The sequence below is a fragment of the Streptomyces sp. NPDC001568 genome, assembly GCF_042893755.1.
Lineage (GTDB): Bacteria > Actinomycetota > Actinomycetes > Streptomycetales > Streptomycetaceae > Streptomyces.
In genome coordinates this window covers 187,422-202,605 of the sequence record NZ_JBIAVF010000008.1, presented here as the reverse complement: position 1 = coordinate 202,605, position 15,184 = coordinate 187,422, and the positions used below count along the sequence as shown (strand labels likewise).

Genomic DNA, 15,184 nt, shown 5'->3' with positions numbered 1-15,184 from the left:
GCGCTGGGTACGGACGAGACCGACGGGTCGTTGTGGACGACAGTACGGACGGCGCACTCGTGAGACGGCGTAGGAGAGAACGAGACCTGTGAGTGCTGCGACGACGCGAAGCCGTACCCCGCGTACCCCCGACCGCGTGTGCGCCGAGGCGGTAGAACTCGCCCGGGCGGCGGCCGAGGAGGCCGCCTTCCCCGGTGTGGTGGGCGAGCACGTCTCCGTCGTGGCGGAGGGCGACCGGGTCGTCACCCACTTCTTCGAGTGCAAGGAACCCGGTTATCGGGGCTGGCGCTGGGCGGTGACCGTCACCCGCGCCTCCCGCGCGAAGAACGTCACGCTCGACGAAACGGTGCTGCTCCCCGGCGACGACGCCCTGTTGGCCCCCGAATGGGTGCCGTGGAGCGAGCGGCTGCGTCCGGGTGACATGGGCCCCGGCGACCTGCTGCCGACCGACGCCGACGACCTGCGGCTGGAGCAGGGCTGGTCCGACGAGGACGCCCCGCCGCCGAACTCCGTCGTCTCGGAGGAGATGGCCGAGCTCGTCGAGGCCGAGGACGCCGACGTCACCGACCGGGTGGTCGTCCCGGCGCGCGGCTCCATCACCTCGGTCGCCGAGGAACTGGGCATGCGGCGGGCCCGCGTCCTGTCGCGGTACGGGCTGCACAGTGCGGCCGACCGCTGGGACGAGTCCTTCGGCGCGAAGACCCCGATGGCGCAGGCGGCGCCCGCGTCGTGCGTGTCCTGCGGGTTCCTCGTCAAGATCGGTGGCTCGCTGGGGCAGGCCTTCGGCGTCTGCGCCAACGAGTTCGGACCGGCCGACGGCCGTCTGGTCTCCCTCTCGTACGGCTGCGGCGGCCACTCGGAGGCCGCCGTCATGCCGAAGCCGTTGCGGCCCGCGCCGCCGGTGCTCGACTCGATGGCCACGGACGAGTTCTCCCTCCGCCCGGCCGCCGACAGCGGCTCGGTCCCGGCCGCGGACCTCGCCACGTCGGACCTCGGCCACTCGTAGGGCGTACGCGCCCGCCCCCCGTCCCCGACCCATGGACGGGAAGGGGGGCGGCCGGCCCGTCAGTCCTTCGGGGTGCGGCGCAGCAGGCGCTTGGCGCCGAGTACCAGGGCCGTGCCCACCACGAGGACCAGGGCGCCCTTGGCGAAACCGCCGTCCTGCCCGGCCGGGTCGCCCGCTTGCGGCGGGGAGCCGGGGCGGGCGGACGCCGCCCCGGACGGGGCGGGGCCGGAGGCGGACGGGTCCGTGGGGGAGGAGCCGTCGTCCGGGGTCGCCGGGACCGCGACGACCCGACTGTTCGCGCCCTCCGAGCCGAACATCAGCGTCGTCCCGTCCGCCGCGTACGTCACCGACTCGGCCTGCCCCTGGAAGGGGGCGCTCACCCGGGTGCCGCCGCCCCGCGGGCGGCCGTCCTTCCACGGGTAGGTGCGGGCCGTGAAGTAGCCGCGCAGCGTCAGTCGGTTGCCGTCGGGGGAGAACGCCCCGTCCGTCACCCACGGCACGTCGGCGACGCGCCGGAACACGTTGGTCCCGCCGGCCGACAGCCGTTCGGGTCCCTCGTACAGGCCGGCCGTGCGCTCGTGCTTGCTCGCGATGTACACCCGGCCCGTCACCGGATGGACCATCAGGGCCTCGGCGTCGCGCGGCCCGTCGGCGTACGTGACGGTGAACTGCTCCGCCTTCACCGTGGTGTCGGCGAGCCGCTTCGGCTCCGGGAAGCGGTAGATCCACACGTGGTCCCAGGTTCCGTCGCGGTTGTCGCCGATGTCGCCGACGTACAACTGCCCGTCCGGCCCCAGGGAGATCGCCTCCACGTCGCGGGGCGTGCCGATCCCGGTCAGCGTCACCCGCGCCACGGTCTTCCCGGTCGCCGCGTCCACCCCGTACACGTACGGGCCGTCGTCGCTGTCGTTGTGCGTCCAGTACACGCCCGGATGCAGCCGGCTCGCCGTGAGGCCGCTCGATTCGCGGATCCGCGGATCGGTGATCGTGAACCCGGCCGCGCCCGGGGTCTCCGCGGCGACGGCCGTCGCCGGCGGCACGACGGTGACGGCGACGAGGGCGGCGAGTACGGCGACGGCGGACGACCGGGGGAGCAGGCGCATCCCCCAAGCCTGCCGGCCCGCCGCGCGTGTCCGGCGTCACAGGGGTTTCTGTCGCGCGATCCGCGATGATGACCGGATGCGTTTCATGTTCGTCGGCGATTCCATGACCATCGGACGCGCCGGCGACTACACCTGGCGCTACCGGATGTGGCAGCACCTGTGCGCCACCCTGGACGGCCCCTTCGAGATCGTCGGCCCGCGCACCGCGCTCCACGATTCCACCACCGACGCGGCCACCAGCCACGCCTACGCCGCCCCCGACTTCCCGGAGCACGCCCGCCGCCACCTGGCCGGCTGGGGCGAGGGCTGGCAGCACATGGCGCCCCTGGTGGGCCCCGCCGCGGGCGCCGGCGAGGTGGACGTCCTGCTCGTCTCCCTCGGCCTGATAGACCTCGGTTTCTACACCGAGGCCGACGGGACCGCCGTCAACGTCCGCCGGTTCGTCGAGGCGGCCCGCGCCGCGCGTCCCGGCATCCGGATGGTGCTGCTGCCGGTCATCCCGAACGTCCGGGCCGAGGACGACGCGCCGTTCGCCGCGCAGGTCGTCCGCTTCAACGAACTCCTCGCGAAGGCGGTCGCCGACCTGTCGACGGACGCGTCGCCGATCCTGCTGGCCGCCCGCCCGCAGGCGTACGACATCCGCCACGACACCTACGACGGCACGCACCCCAACGCCTCCGGCGAGCACCGGCTGGCCGGCGAGTTCGCGGCCGTCCTGCACCAGGCGTGGGGCGTCGGGGCCCCCTACCGCCCGGCGGACGGGCCGTAACACGCCCTTCACGGCGGGGTCTTGCCTGGAGCGCACTCGAAGCAGTTGGCTAGTGCCCCATGAAGTACACGCAGCTCGGACGCACGGGCCTCAAGGTCAGCCGCCTCGTACTCGGCACGATGAACTTCGGCCCCCAGATCGGGGAACCGGAGAGCCACGCCCTCCTGGACTCCGCCCTCGACGCCGGCATCAACTTCGTCGACACGGCCAACGTGTACGGCTGGGGCGAGAACAAGGGCCGCACCGAGGAGATCATCGGAACCTGGTTCGCCCAGGGCGGCGACCGCCGGGAGAAGACGGTCCTCGCCACCAAGGTCTACGGATCGATGTCCCGCGAGGGCGACACCTGGCCCAACCAGGACCGGCTCTCGGCGCTGAACATCCGCCGGGCCGTCGACGCGAGCCTCAAGAGGCTCGGTACCGACCACATCGACGTCTACCAGTTCCACCACGTGGACCGGCGGACCCCCTTCGAGGAGATCTGGCAGGCCGTCGAGGTCCTGATCCAGCAGGGCAAGATCCTCTACGCGGGCTCCTCCAACTTCCCCGGCTGGAAGATCGCCCAGGCCAACGAGACGGCCGCGCGCACCGGGCGGCTCGGCCTGGTCAGCGAGCAGTGCCTCTACAACCTCGCCGAGCGGCGGGCCGAGATGGAGGTCATCCCGGCCGCCGAGGCGTACGGGCTCGGCGTCATCCCCTGGTCCCCGCTGCACGGCGGCCTGCTGGGCGGCGCCATCCGCAAGGCGGCCGAATCGGGGCGCACCGCGTCCGGGCGGTCGGCGGACGCGCTGAACAACAGCTCGGTCCGCGGGCAGGTCCAGGCGTACGAGGACCTGCTGGACAAGCACGGCCTGGAGCCCGGCGAGGTGGCCCTGGCGTGGCTGCTGACCCGCCCCGGGGTCACCGGCCCGATCGTGGGTCCGCGCACGCCGGAGCAGCTCGCGTCCGCGCTGCGGGCGGTGGAGCTGGAACTTCCGGAGGAGGTCCTGACGGGCCTCGACGAGATCTTCCCCGGCCCGGGTCCGTCGCCGGAGGCGTTCGCCTGGTGACGGGCGGGGCGCCCGCCGCCTCGGCCCGATCACGGGTGGGCGGGGGCGTCGGCCGTCACTGGCCGACGGCGGCCGCCACGGCGACGACGAGGAACATCAGCACGAGCACACCGGCCATGACACGGTTTCTGGTCTTGGGATCCACCCGTCGAGACTAACGCGGCTCCGGTCGACCCCGCGTACGGCCCCCGCCCCCGCGGCCGGGGGCCGTGCGGGACACTGCCGTCATGGTGACCGTGGAGGACGTACGGCGGCTGGCGCTCGCGCTGCCGCGCACCGAGGAACACCTCGTGCGGGACCGGGTGAAGTTCCGCATCGGGCGGATCGTCTACCTCGCCCTGTCCCGCGACGAGACCGAGCTGGGCTTCGCCTTCCCCAAGGAGGAGCGGGCCGCGCTGGTCGCGTCCGAGCCCGGCACGTTCGGCCTGCCGGGCGCCGGTGACATGCGTTACAACTGGGTCCACGCCCGGATGGCCGCCCTCGGACCGGCGGAGCTCGCGGAGCTGGTCACCGAGGCGTGGCGGATGTGCGTACCGGCCCGGGTGGCCCGTGAGCACCTGGAGGGCGGGGTTCCAGGAGGGGCGTCGGACCCCGCGCCGGGTGGTGGCGTCGGGGGCGGGGAAGCGTGAGCCGGTGAGGGCGTCCCGGGGTGGCGCCCGCCCGTTCGCCGGGCGTCGTGAGCGCCGACGCGGTGAAGGGCCCGCCGGCAGCGGCCGGACGCGCGACGCCACCGGTCAGGGCGACAGCGGCCAGGCCCGTACGACCTCGTAGCGGGGCTGCTCGCCCGGTACGCCGCTCGTGGGCAGGTTGCTGCGGACGAGGCTGAGGGTGTCGACCCGCCAGGGGGTGCCCTCGAAACCGGCGAGGGCGTCGAGGCAGGGGCGCAGGTCGCCGCCGGTGTGGCTGCGGGCCAGGGTCAGGTGCGGGGTGTAGCGGCGGTGCTGGTCCATCGGGACGCCGGCGCGGCGGGCGGCGGCGTCGGCGCGTTCGGCGAGCAGGCGCAGGGTGTCGAGCCCGCCGGCGGCGCCGACCCACAGGGCGCGGTCGCCGAAGTGCCCGGCGCCGTGGAGGCGCAGCGGGAACGGGGCGGTGCGGGACGCGGCCCGGCCGAGCCGCTCGTACAGGTCGGGGAGCACCTCGTCACGGACCTCCCCCATGAAGGCGAGGGTGAAGTGCCATCCCGCCTCGGCGGTCCAGCGCAGTCCGTCGGGGCGGGGGGCCGCCGCGACGGCCGCGCGCAGCTCGGCGGTGGCCCCGGCGGAGGGCAGTACGGCGGCGAACAGCCTCATGCCCCGACCCTAGGGCGTGTGGTGACCGTCCCGCCCGGCCTGCGGCATCCGGCGTCACTTTCACGACACGCCCCGGCCGCCCGCCCCCGGCCGACGGCCGGGGTCACGCGGCGGTGGCGAGTTCGCGGCGCGGGGCCGCGGGCACGAAGGTGACGCCGCGGCGGCCGACCCGGAGGCGGAGGTTGCCGATCCGGGAGAGGACGAGGGCGATGGTGAGGGCGGCGGCGAGGGAGATCAGGCCGCCGGCGGCCATGCCGACGCGGGCGCCGTAGGTGTCGGTGATCCAGCCCAGCAGCGGGGCCCCGAGGGGGGTGCCGCCGGTGAAGACCATCATGAACAGCGCCATGACCCGGCCCCGCATCTCGGGGGAGGTGGCCATCTGGACGCTGGAGTTGGCGGTGACGTTGACGGTCAGGCCGAAGATCCCGATGGGCACCAGCAGCGCCGCGAACAGCCAGAATCCGGGGGCGAAGGCGGTCACGGTCAGGAGCGCGCCGAACAGCACGGCGGCCGCCACCAGCAGGCGCAGCCGGGAGTGGCCGCGGCGGGCGGCCAGCAGGGCGCCGACGAGGGAGCCGGCCGCGATGAGGGTGTTGAACAGCCCGTACGTGCCCGCGTCGCCGTGGAAGACGTCGCTGACGAACGCCGACAGCCAGATCGGGAAGTTGAACCCGAAGGTGCCGATGAAGCCGACGAGGGCGATGGGCCAGATCAGCTCGGGCCGGCCCGCGACGTAGCGCAGTCCCTCGCGCAGCTGACCCTTGGCGCGGGGCTGCGGTTCGACGGGGTGCAGTTCCCGGGTCCGCATCATGAGCAGGCCGGCGATGGGCGCGGCGAAGGACAGTCCGTTCAGCAGGAAGGCCCAGCCGGAGCCGACGGCGGTGATCAGTACACCGGCGATCGCCGGGCCGACCAGTCGCGCGGACTGGAAGTTGGCGGAGTTCAGACTGATCGCGTTGGCGACCTGGTCCTTGCCGACCATCTCGGGGACGAACGTCTGCCGGGCCGGGTTGTCGAGGACGGTGACCAGGCCGAGCAGGAAGGCCGCCAGGTAGACGTGCCAGACCTGGACGTGTCCGGCCAGGGTGAGGACGGCGAGCGCGATGCCGGTGAGGCCCATGGCGCTCTGGGTGGCCAGCAGCAGCGGCCGCTTGGGCAGCCGGTCGGCGAGGACGCCGCCGTAGAGGCCGAACATCAGCATCGGCAGGAACTGCAGGGCGATGGTGATGCCGACGGCGGAGGCGGAGCCGGTCAGCGAGAGGACCAGCCAGTCCTGGGCGATGCGCTGCATCCAGGTGCCCGTGTTCGAGACGACCTGGCCCGTGGCGAAGAGCCGGTAGTTCCGGATCCTCAGCGAGCTGAACATGGAGTTCTTGCCCGCGGGGGTGGTGGGGGTGGATGTGTGGCCGGGTGCGGAGTCTGCTCCGGTTCCCGTACTCAAAAGCGTTCGCCTCCAGGCGTCGTTCCTACAGGTGCGCGAGCTTCTCCAGGACGGGAGCGGCCTCGCGGAGCTTGGCCCATTCGTCCTCGGTGAGCTCGGCCGCGAGCCCGGCCAGGAAGGCGTTGCGCTTGCGACGGCTCTCTTCGAGCATCGCTTCGGCCACCTCGGTCTGGCGGACCACCTTCTGGCGGCGGTCGTCGGGGTGCGGCTCCAGCGTGACCAGTCCCTTGGCCTCCAGCAGCGCGACGATGCGGGTCATCGACGGCGGCTGGACGTGCTCACGGCGTGCCAGCTCACCGGGGGTGGCCTGGCCGCAGCGGGCGAGGGTGCCGAGCACCGACATCTCGGTGGGGCTCAGCGACTCGTCGACGCGCTGGTGCTTGAGGCGCCGGCCCAGCCGCATGACGGCGGAGCGGAGATCGTTCACGGCGGCAGCATCGTCGCCATGGGAAAGGTCATGCATGTCCTTAGAGTAACTCATTACCCTCCCTAAGGAACACCGGTTTGAGGGAGCCGTGGGACACACCGCAAAGATCGAGTCACTCGTACGGGTGAGCCGGCGGCGGAAAGCGACGCGCGCCCGCACCCTGTGGCCCGACTCTTTCGGCATGGGGACACATGTGCTGAGCATGCGCATAGACGGGGAGCTGCTGGAGCGGCTCCGGCACCATGCCGCCAAACGCGGAATGAGCGTCCAGGACTATGTCGTCCGGACGCTCATTCGCGATGACTTCGACGAGCGGTTCAAGACCGCGGTCGACGAGACGGAGAAGTTCTACGGGCTCACGTGAGGCCGAGGGCCGGCATCGCGTAGTAGAAGACGAAGACCGCCGCCACGGCGTACATCGCGACCGGGACCTCGCGGCCGCGGCCCGTCGCCGCCCGCAGGACGCAGAAGCTGATGAAGCCGATGCCGATGCCGTTGGTGATCGAGTAGGTGAAGGGCATCATCACCATGGCCAGGAAGGCCGGGACCGCGATGGTGAAGTCGCTCCAGTCGATGTCCTTGACCGAGCCGGCCAGGATCAGGAAGCCGACCGCGACGAGCGCGGGGGTGGCGGCCTGGGACGGGACCATCGTGGCGAGCGGCGTGAGGAACAGCGAGACGGCGAAGAGTCCGCCCGTCACGACGTTGGCCAGGCCCGTACGGGCGCCCTCGCCGACGCCCGCCGTGGACTCGACGAAGCAGGTGGTGGCGGAGGACGAGGTCGCGCCGCCCGCGGCGACGGCCAGGCCGTCGACCAGGAGCACCTTGTTGATGCCGGGGAAGTTGCCGTCCGCGTCGATCAGCTTGGCCTCGTCGCCGACGCCGAGGATGGTGCCCATCGCGTCGAAGAAGCAGGACAGCAGCACGGTGAAGACGAACAGGATGCCGGTGACCAGGCCGACCTTGCCGAAGCCGCCGAACAGGCTGACCTGACCGACGAGCCCGAAGTCGGGCGCGGCCACGGGGTTGCCCGGCCACTCGGGCACGGTCAGGCCCCAGGACGTCCCCGGGAGGTCGGTGATCAGCTGGACGCCGACGGCGATCGCGGTCATCACCACGATGGAGATCAGGATCGCGCCGGGCGTCTTGCGGATCAGCAGGGCCAGCGTGAGCAGGACGCCGACCACGAAGATCAGCACCGGCCAGCCGTGCAGGTGGCCGTTGCCGCCGAGCTGGAGCGGGACGGTGGTGTGCGCGGCGTCCGGGATGCGGGAGATGAACCCGGAGTCGACCAGGCCGATCAGCATGATGAACAGGCCGATGCCGATCGCGATGCCCTTGCGCAGGCCCAGCGGGACGGCGCTCATGACCCGCTCGCGCAGGCCGGTGGCGACCAGCATCATCACCACGAAGCCGGCGAGGACGACCATGCCCATGGCGTCCGGCCAGCTCATCCGCGGGGCGAGCTGGAGGGCGACGACGGTGTTGACGCCGAGACCGGCGGCCAGCGCGATCGGGACGTTGCCGATCACGCCCATGAGCAGGGTGGTGAAGGCGGCCGTCAGGACGGTGGCGGTGACGAGCTGGCCGCCGTCGAGCTGGTGCCCGTACATGTCCTTCGCGCTGCCCAGGATGATCGGGTTGAGCACGATGATGTAGGCCATCGCGAAGAAGGTGGCCAGACCGCCCCGGACCTCGCGGGCGACGGTCGAACCGCGCTCCGAGATCTTGAAGTAGCGGTCCAGGCCGGTGGTGGGGGCCGCGGCGGGTGCCGAGGTGCTCATGCGGTCCTCAAACTGGTTTATTAGGTGGTTCGTACGAACGAATCAGGCCGTAGGCAAACCGTTTCAGTATGAACACATCACTGGAGGCCAGTCCATCTCCGCGCGTAGACCCGAAAACCGGCCACCTAGACTGGGTGCCATGGCGAAGTGGACTGCGACACATGAGGCGCCCGAGCCCCTTGAGGGCCCGGTGGTGGCCACCGTTACGGGCGGAACGATCCTCTGGTTCGCCCTGTTCGTCGTCCAGCTCCCGTTCTACGGCTGGTTCGCCGACCGTGAGCTGCTCTGGTGGCTGTGGACCTGCGCGGCCGGCGGCGGGCTCGGCCTCATCGGCATCTGGTACGTCCGGGGCCGCGACGCCGCCCTCAAGCGCCACGCCGCCGCGGCCATCGCCGAGCGGGAGGGCGGCTCCCCGGCCGCCGCGGCCGACACCGACCGGTAGGACCGGGACCGGTAGGCCCGGTAGGGCCGATGGCCGCGCCGGGGAGGCGCCGGCGCGGCGTGGGGGACCAGGGGAGGATTCCGCTCATCCTCAGGTCGGATCTTCCGACCGCTCGGCGGGTGAACCGTTCGAACCCCGTTTACGGTCGGAAGCATGACGCAGCGGGCGAAGATCGACCAGGACGGGCCGGAGCGGTCCGGCGCCGCCATCGACGCGGGAGCCGAACTCGATCCGGTGCACCCGGTCAAACCGCCCGCGCCCCGCTTCAAACCGGCCGGCCTCAGCACTGCGCAGGTCGCCGAACGCGTCGCCCGGGGCGACGTCAACGACGTCCCCGTCCGCTCCTCGCGCTCCACCACCGAGATCGTCCGCGCGAACGTCTTCACCCGCTTCAACGCCATCATCGGCGTCCTGTGGGTGATCATGCTGATCGTCGCGCCCATCCAGGACAGCCTCTTCGGCTTCGTGATCATCGCGAACACCGGCATCGGCATCATCCAGGAACTGCGCGCCAAGAAGACCCTCGACGGACTCGCCGTCATCGGCGAGGCCAAACCCGGCGTCCGCCGCGACGGAGCCACCGCCGAGATCTCCACCTCCGAGATCGTCCTCGACGACGTCATCGAACTCGGCCCCGGCGACAAGGTCGTCGTCGACGGCGTCGTCGGCGAGGCCGACGGACTGGAGATCGACGAGTCCCTGCTCACCGGCGAGGCCGACCCCGTCCTGAAGAAGCCCGGCGACCAGGTCATGTCCGGCTCCTTCGTCGTCGCCGGCGGTGGCGCCTTCACCGCCACCAAGGTCGGCCGCGAGGCCTACGCCGCCCAGCTGGCCGAAGAGGCCTCCCGCTTCACCCTCGTCCACTCCGAGCTGCGCTCCGGCATCTCCACCATCCTCAAGTACGTCACCTGGATGATGATCCCGACCTCGATCGGGCTGATCATCAGCCAGCTCGTCGTCAAGGAGAACAACCTCAAGGACGCCATCGCCCGCACCGTCGGTGGCATCGTCCCGATGATCCCCGAGGGGCTCGTCCTCCTCACGTCCGTCGCCTTCGCCATCGGCGTCATCCGGCTCGGCCGCAAGCAGTGCCTCGTTCAGGAACTGCCCGCCATCGAGGGCCTCGCCCGCGTCGACGTCGTCTGCCTCGACAAGACCGGCACCCTCACCGAGGGCGGCATGGACGTCACCGAGCTCCGCCCGCTCGGCGGCGCGGACCCCACCTACGTCAAGAAGGTCCTCGGCGCCCTCGGCGAGTCCGACCCCCGGCCCAACGCCAGCCTCCAGGCCATCATCGACGCCTACCCCGACAGCGCCGAGTGGCGCTGCACCGAATCCCTGCCGTTCTCCTCCGCCCGCAAGTACAGCGGCGCCAGCTTCAGCGAGGGCGACGGCGAGAACAACACCTGGCTGCTCGGCGCCCCCGACGTCCTCCTCCCGGCCGGCGACCCCGCGCTGGAGGAGATCGACGGCCTCAACGAGCAGGGCCTGCGCGTCCTGCTGCTGGCCCGCTCCACCCGCGAACTCGACGACGCCGCCGTCGCCGGCAGTGTCCGGCCCACCGCCCTGATCGTCCTCGAACAGCGGCTGCGCCCCGACGCCGCCGACACCCTGCGCTACTTCGAGGACCAGGACGTCAAGGCCAAGGTCATCTCCGGTGACAACGCCGTCTCCGTCGGCGCGGTCGCCGGCAAGCTCGGACTGCCCGGCGCCCAGAACACCGTCGACGCCCGGGGGCTGCCCACCGAGCGGGCCGAGATGGCCGCCGTCCTCGACGAGAACTCGGTCTTCGGCCGCGTCACCCCGCAGCAGAAGCGGGACATGGTCGGCGCCCTCCAGTCCAACGGCCACGCCGTCGCCATGACCGGCGACGGCGTCAACGACGTCCTCGCCCTCAAGGACGCCGACATCGGCGTCTCCATGGGCTCAGGCTCGGAGGCGACCCGGGCCGTCGCCCAGATCGTCCTCCTCAACAACAGCTTCGCCACCCTGCCGTCGGTGGTCGCCGAGGGCCGCCGCGTCATCGGCAACATCACCCGCGTCGCCACGCTCTTCCTCACCAAGACGGTCTACTCGGTGCTGCTGGCCGTCCTCGTGGTCTGCTCGCAGGTCGAGTACCCGTTCCTGCCGCGCCACCTGACCCTGCTGTCGACGCTGACCATCGGCATCCCGGCGTTCTTCCTCGCCCTGGCCCCGAACAAGGAACGCGCCAAGCCGCACTTCGTGAAACGCGTCATGCGCTACGCCATCCCCGGCGGCGTCATCGCGGCCACGGCCACCTTCATCACGTACATCGTCGCCCGCGCCCACTACACCGGCCCGGACGCCCTGAACGCCGAGACCAGCGCGGCGACGCTGACCCTGTTCCTGACCTCGATGTGGGTCCTGGCGATCATCGCCCGCCCGTACACGTGGTGGCGCGTGGGACTGGTCGGCGCGATGGGCGGCGCCTTCCTGATCGTCCTCGTCGTGCCGTGGCTCCAGGAGTTCTTCCAGCTCAAGCTGGTGGGCGTGACCATGCCGTGGATCGCGGTCGCCATCGCGGCCGGCGCCGCGACCCTGATCGAGTTCACCTTCCGCTGGGTCGACCGCAAGTTCCCCGCGTAGGCGCCCGCGTACGAGGGCCCGGGCATCGCCGCCCGGGCCCTCGTACGGGGTGTCAGTCGAACCAGCGGTCGCGGGCCAGTTCCGCCGTGCGGGACGGGTCCTCCAGCAGGGCCGCGACCTCGAAGCGGCGGGGCCACTGGCGCGCCGCCCAGGCCAGGCCGGCCGCGACGCCCTCCAGGGTGGCCGCGTGCAGGGTGCCGTCCGGGGTGCGGCGCCAGTCCAGCTCGATGCCGCCCGCGATCAGCTCCTCGTGCTCCAGGTACGTCGGCGGGGTCGCCGGCCCCAGCAGGACGCGTACGGACTCCGGTACCTCGTGCTCCTCGCCCGGGGTCGTCACCTCGGCAGGGACGGTGTCCGAAAGGCGCCGCACCTGGAGGAGGTCCGCCAGGTCGGCCGCCCGGGCCGGCGCCACCGGCAGCAGCGGCAGGCCCCCGGTCAGCGGCAGCAGGTCCGGGGCGTCCGCGACGAGCGCGTCCGCCGCGTCGACCACGACCACCTCACCGTCCACCACGGCCCGCAGCTCGTCCGGCAGCGTCACCTGCTCCGGGTCCAGGTCGGCCAGCGCCCCGTACAGGCCGTGCAGACGGCCGCCCGTCACCTCGCGGTCCGGATCGGCGAGCCGGGCCAGCAGCTCGGCCGCGCCGCCGGGCTCCTCCAGCAGGGCCCGCACGGTGGTGCGCACGCCGAGCGCCCGCAGCACCTGCTCGTCCTCGAAACCGGTCGCGTCCGCCGGCGCGTACAGGCCCTCCAGCAGCGGATCCCCGCCCGCCGCGCGCAGTCCGGCGGGGCGGCGGCCGTCGAGCACCGGGTGGTCGCGCAGCCACCAGGCGGTGTACGGGCGCACCGACTGCGTCGTGCCGTCGGGGAGCAGGATCCGCACGGGCTGGACGAGGGCGTCGCGCAGCGGGGGCTGCGCCAGCATCGCCAGTGCCTGCGGCCAGCGGTCGTCGTCGACGAGGTCGAGGTCGCGGACGGCGACGAGCTCGGTGGCCACCGGCGGGACGGGGGTGTCGGGGAACTGGTCGAGGAGGTCCTCGCACCAGACGTCGACGGCGTCCAGCAGGCCGACGTCGTCGGGCTCGGCGAAGTCCCCGTCACGGGGCTCCAGTTCGTCCGGGTCGAGGACGACGTCGGTGGCGCGGACCAGCTGGAAGGCGGTCAGCACCCCGCAGGCGGCCAGCGTCTCGGCGTCCCACCGCTCGGCCAACTCGGCGTCCAGGTAGGGGATCTCGTCCTCGCGCAGCACGGAGGCCAACGGGCTGCCGGCGAGCAGGAGTTCGCCGGCAGGGGTGAGTTCGCCGTCCTCGTCGGGCAGGGCCAGCGCGCCGAGCCAGGGCTCGTCGCCGGCGGCCAGGCCGGCGTCGCGGACCAGGGTCAGGACGACCTCGGCGAGTTCGTCGGCGTCGAGGGCGTCCTCGTCCCAGATCTCCCCGACGTCGAGGGAGCCGGCCACGGCGGCCCGGATCTGCGGGGTCGTCAGGACGGCGCGCGGCGTCGCGGGCAGGGCGCCCAGCTTCTCCAGCAGCGGGTGCGCGGCGTCCGGGTGGGCCACCTTCAGGCCCAGGCGGGCCAGGTCGGTGGGGGTGTCGGTGCCGGGCAGCAGCAGGTGGCGCGGGCCGATCGCGGTACGGCCGTCGGCGAGGGGGACGGGCAGCCCGGAGAGCCGGTCGGGGTCCACCCCGGCGAGGCTGTCGTAGAGCCGGTGCCACCACCGCGGGGTGCGCTCGATGCCGGCGATCCGCTCGATGGCGTCACCGAGCGGCAGCCGGCCGACTCCGAGGGTGCGCAGCTCGGGGCGGCGTTCCAGTCCGGCGGGCAGCAGGGTCGGCAGCACTTCGGCGAGGACCCGTACGGTGTCGGCGCCCGCCCCTTCGACGACCTCGGCCTCGAAGGGGCGCAGGGCGGCCCGCTCACCGGCTCCGCCGGCCCCGGCCTCTTCGGCTGCGGCTTCGTCGGCCGGGGCCGCCGGGGCCGCCGGGGCGAGGAAGGCGGTGCGGGGCAGGCGCTGGAGGACGGCGGCGCGCAGGGCCCCGTCGAGCTCGCCCTTGCCGAGGGGGCCGGGCACCAGGTCGACGAGGGCGGTGGTCACCGGGTCCCAGGCGCCGAGGAGTTCGGCGTACGCGTCCGCCGCGCGCTCCACCAGGAAGTCGGTCAGGGGTCCCGGGGCGGGGTGCCGGCGCGAGGTGTCGAGCGGCAGCGAGGCGATGAGCAGGGCGGGGATGCCGAGCGGTTCGTCGGTGGGGGTCGGCGCGTGCACGACGGGCGCGGTCCGGGGACGCTGGGGGGCGCCGTCGGTGTCGACGGGGGCGGCCCAGGTGACCGTCCAGACGGGGCGCAGCCGTTCCTCGACGGGCCGGTCCGCGAGGAGTTCCCGCTCGATGGGGCCGCTGTGGCGCACGGTGCGCCAGCGGTGGGTGCCGGAGGCGGAGTCCTCGATGACGGTGTACGGGCCGTCGGTGGTCCGGTACAGGACGCGGTGTCCGGCGGCCGGGGTCTCCACGACGACCTCGCGCAGGCCGGGCAGGGTGAGGAGCAGGGCGTCGTCGATGCCGGCCAGCAGCCGCTCCACGAGTTCCTCGGCGGCGGCGTCGCGCAGCGGCAGGACGACGACGGTGTCGTAGCCCTCGGGGGCGGTGCCCTCGGCGGGCAACGGCAGGCGCAGCAACGGGACGTGGCCGTCGCGGCGGCGCAGTTCGTCGCCGAGGCCGGGGCTGCCGTTGGAGGCGTCCCGGGCCATCTCGCGGGCCTCGGCGAGGGACCAGCGCACGCCGCCGTGCCGACCGAGCACCGCCGGCTCGTCGGAGACGGCCAGGACGGCGGCGAAACCGACGCCGAAGCGGCCCACGGTCTCGCCGGCGCCGCCCGGTTCGCGCTTGGCGGAGGCCCGCAGGGTGCTCAGCGACTCCACGCCCGTCGCGTCCAGCGGGGCACCGGTGTTGGCGGCGGCGAGGACGGCGTGGCCGCCCTCGCCCGGGTGCAGGGTCAGCCGCAGCCGGCCGGGGACCTTGGCGCGGGCGGCCGCGTCGGCGGCGTTCTGCGCCAGTTCGACGACGAGCCGGTCCCGGTATCCGCCGAGCGCCAGGTCCTCCTCGGCGTTGGCGTCCTCCCGGAAGCGGGCCGGGCCCGCGCCCCAGGCGTCGAGCACCCCGCGCCGCAGTCGTGCGGTCCCGAAGGGGTCCACGCCACTTTGTGCCGCCGTCACTCGCACGCTCACGCCGCTGCCTCCAAGAACTCGCCCGGCCCGGAACCCCCGAGCCTGCCCCGAAC

At 73.0% G+C, this 15,184-nt stretch carries 13 protein-coding genes; 7 read left to right on the top strand and 6 right to left on the bottom strand.

Features of this window, described 5'->3' with window-relative positions; translation table 11 throughout:
* Positions 1–88: 88 nt before the first annotated feature.
* On the top strand, positions 89–1,006 hold the full coding sequence (locus tag ACFY0I_RS17025) for a DUF3027 domain-containing protein (protein WP_388895856.1): 918 nt from the start codon (positions 89–91) through the stop codon (positions 1,004–1,006).
* A gap of 59 nt (positions 1,007–1,065) precedes the next feature.
* On the opposite strand, the gene ACFY0I_RS17020 is transcribed toward ACFY0I_RS17025, so the two are convergent.
* Positions 1,066–2,109, bottom strand: a complete 1,044-nt coding sequence (locus ACFY0I_RS17020; protein WP_388895853.1) for a WD40 repeat domain-containing protein — start codon at positions 2,107–2,109, stop codon at positions 1,066–1,068.
* A gap of 76 nt (positions 2,110–2,185) precedes the next feature.
* Here ACFY0I_RS17020 and ACFY0I_RS17015 point away from each other — a divergent pair, with 76 nt between their 5' ends.
* The 3 genes from ACFY0I_RS17015 (at position 2,186) to ACFY0I_RS17005 (ending at position 4,556) form a co-directional block, all read left to right on the top strand.
* Positions 2,186–2,878: a GDSL-type esterase/lipase family protein gene (locus tag ACFY0I_RS17015; RefSeq protein ID WP_388895850.1), complete on the top strand. Its 693-nt coding sequence runs from the start codon at positions 2,186–2,188 to the stop codon at positions 2,876–2,878.
* Between the two features lie 59 nt (positions 2,879–2,937).
* Complete coding sequence (locus tag ACFY0I_RS17010) at positions 2,938–3,927, top strand: aldo/keto reductase (RefSeq protein WP_388895848.1); 990 nt, start codon at positions 2,938–2,940, stop codon at positions 3,925–3,927.
* A 227-nt stretch (positions 3,928–4,154) separates the two neighbouring features.
* Positions 4,155–4,556: an MmcQ/YjbR family DNA-binding protein gene (locus ACFY0I_RS17005; RefSeq protein WP_388895845.1), complete on the top strand. Its 402-nt coding sequence runs from the start codon at positions 4,155–4,157 to the stop codon at positions 4,554–4,556.
* 105 nt (positions 4,557–4,661) lie between these two features.
* On the opposite strand, the gene thpR is transcribed toward ACFY0I_RS17005, so the two are convergent.
* The 3 genes from thpR to ACFY0I_RS16990 form a co-directional block, all read right to left on the bottom strand.
* Positions 4,662–5,216 carry an RNA 2',3'-cyclic phosphodiesterase gene (gene thpR, locus ACFY0I_RS17000; RefSeq protein ID WP_388895842.1) on the bottom strand — a complete coding sequence of 185 codons (555 nt, stop codon included), beginning with the start codon at positions 5,214–5,216 and terminating at the stop codon, positions 4,662–4,664.
* Positions 5,217–5,319: 103 nt separating this feature from the next.
* The gene (locus ACFY0I_RS16995) at positions 5,320–6,657 is read right to left on the bottom strand and encodes an MFS transporter (RefSeq protein WP_388895839.1); all 1,338 of its coding nucleotides are present in this window, start codon (positions 6,655–6,657) and stop codon (positions 5,320–5,322) included.
* Positions 6,658–6,682: 25 nt separating this feature from the next.
* A complete protein-coding gene (locus ACFY0I_RS16990) occupies positions 6,683–7,120 on the bottom strand; it encodes a MarR family winged helix-turn-helix transcriptional regulator (RefSeq protein WP_388895836.1) in 438 nt (145 codons plus the stop codon).
* 145 nt (positions 7,121–7,265) lie between these two features.
* On the opposite strand from ACFY0I_RS16990, the gene ACFY0I_RS16985 reads away from it, so the two are divergent.
* The gene (locus ACFY0I_RS16985; RefSeq protein ID WP_266574969.1) at positions 7,266–7,448 is read left to right on the top strand and encodes a ribbon-helix-helix protein, CopG family; all 183 of its coding nucleotides are present in this window, start codon (positions 7,266–7,268) and stop codon (positions 7,446–7,448) included.
* On the opposite strand, the gene ACFY0I_RS16980 is transcribed toward ACFY0I_RS16985, so the two are convergent.
* Positions 7,441–8,868: an NCS2 family permease gene (locus ACFY0I_RS16980; RefSeq protein WP_388895834.1), complete on the bottom strand. Its 1,428-nt coding sequence runs from the start codon at positions 8,866–8,868 to the stop codon at positions 7,441–7,443. The two genes, ACFY0I_RS16985 and ACFY0I_RS16980, sit on opposite strands and share 8 nt — an antisense overlap.
* Before the next feature lie 139 nt (positions 8,869–9,007).
* Between ACFY0I_RS16980 and ACFY0I_RS16975 the strand changes: the two genes are divergently transcribed.
* Together ACFY0I_RS16975 and ACFY0I_RS16970 are read left to right on the top strand one after the other, a co-directional pair.
* Positions 9,008–9,310, top strand: a complete 303-nt coding sequence (locus tag ACFY0I_RS16975; RefSeq protein ID WP_388895831.1) for a DUF2530 domain-containing protein — start codon at positions 9,008–9,010, stop codon at positions 9,308–9,310.
* Between the two features lie 153 nt (positions 9,311–9,463).
* Positions 9,464–11,917, top strand: a complete 2,454-nt coding sequence (locus ACFY0I_RS16970) for an HAD-IC family P-type ATPase (protein WP_388895828.1) — start codon at positions 9,464–9,466, stop codon at positions 11,915–11,917.
* Between the two features lie 52 nt (positions 11,918–11,969).
* Here the strand turns inward: ACFY0I_RS16970 and ACFY0I_RS16965 are convergent, their stop codons facing one another.
* Positions 11,970–15,131: a sacsin N-terminal ATP-binding-like domain-containing protein gene (locus ACFY0I_RS16965; protein ID WP_388895825.1), complete on the bottom strand. Its 3,162-nt coding sequence runs from the start codon at positions 15,129–15,131 to the stop codon at positions 11,970–11,972.
* Positions 15,132–15,184: the final 53 nt, after the last annotated feature.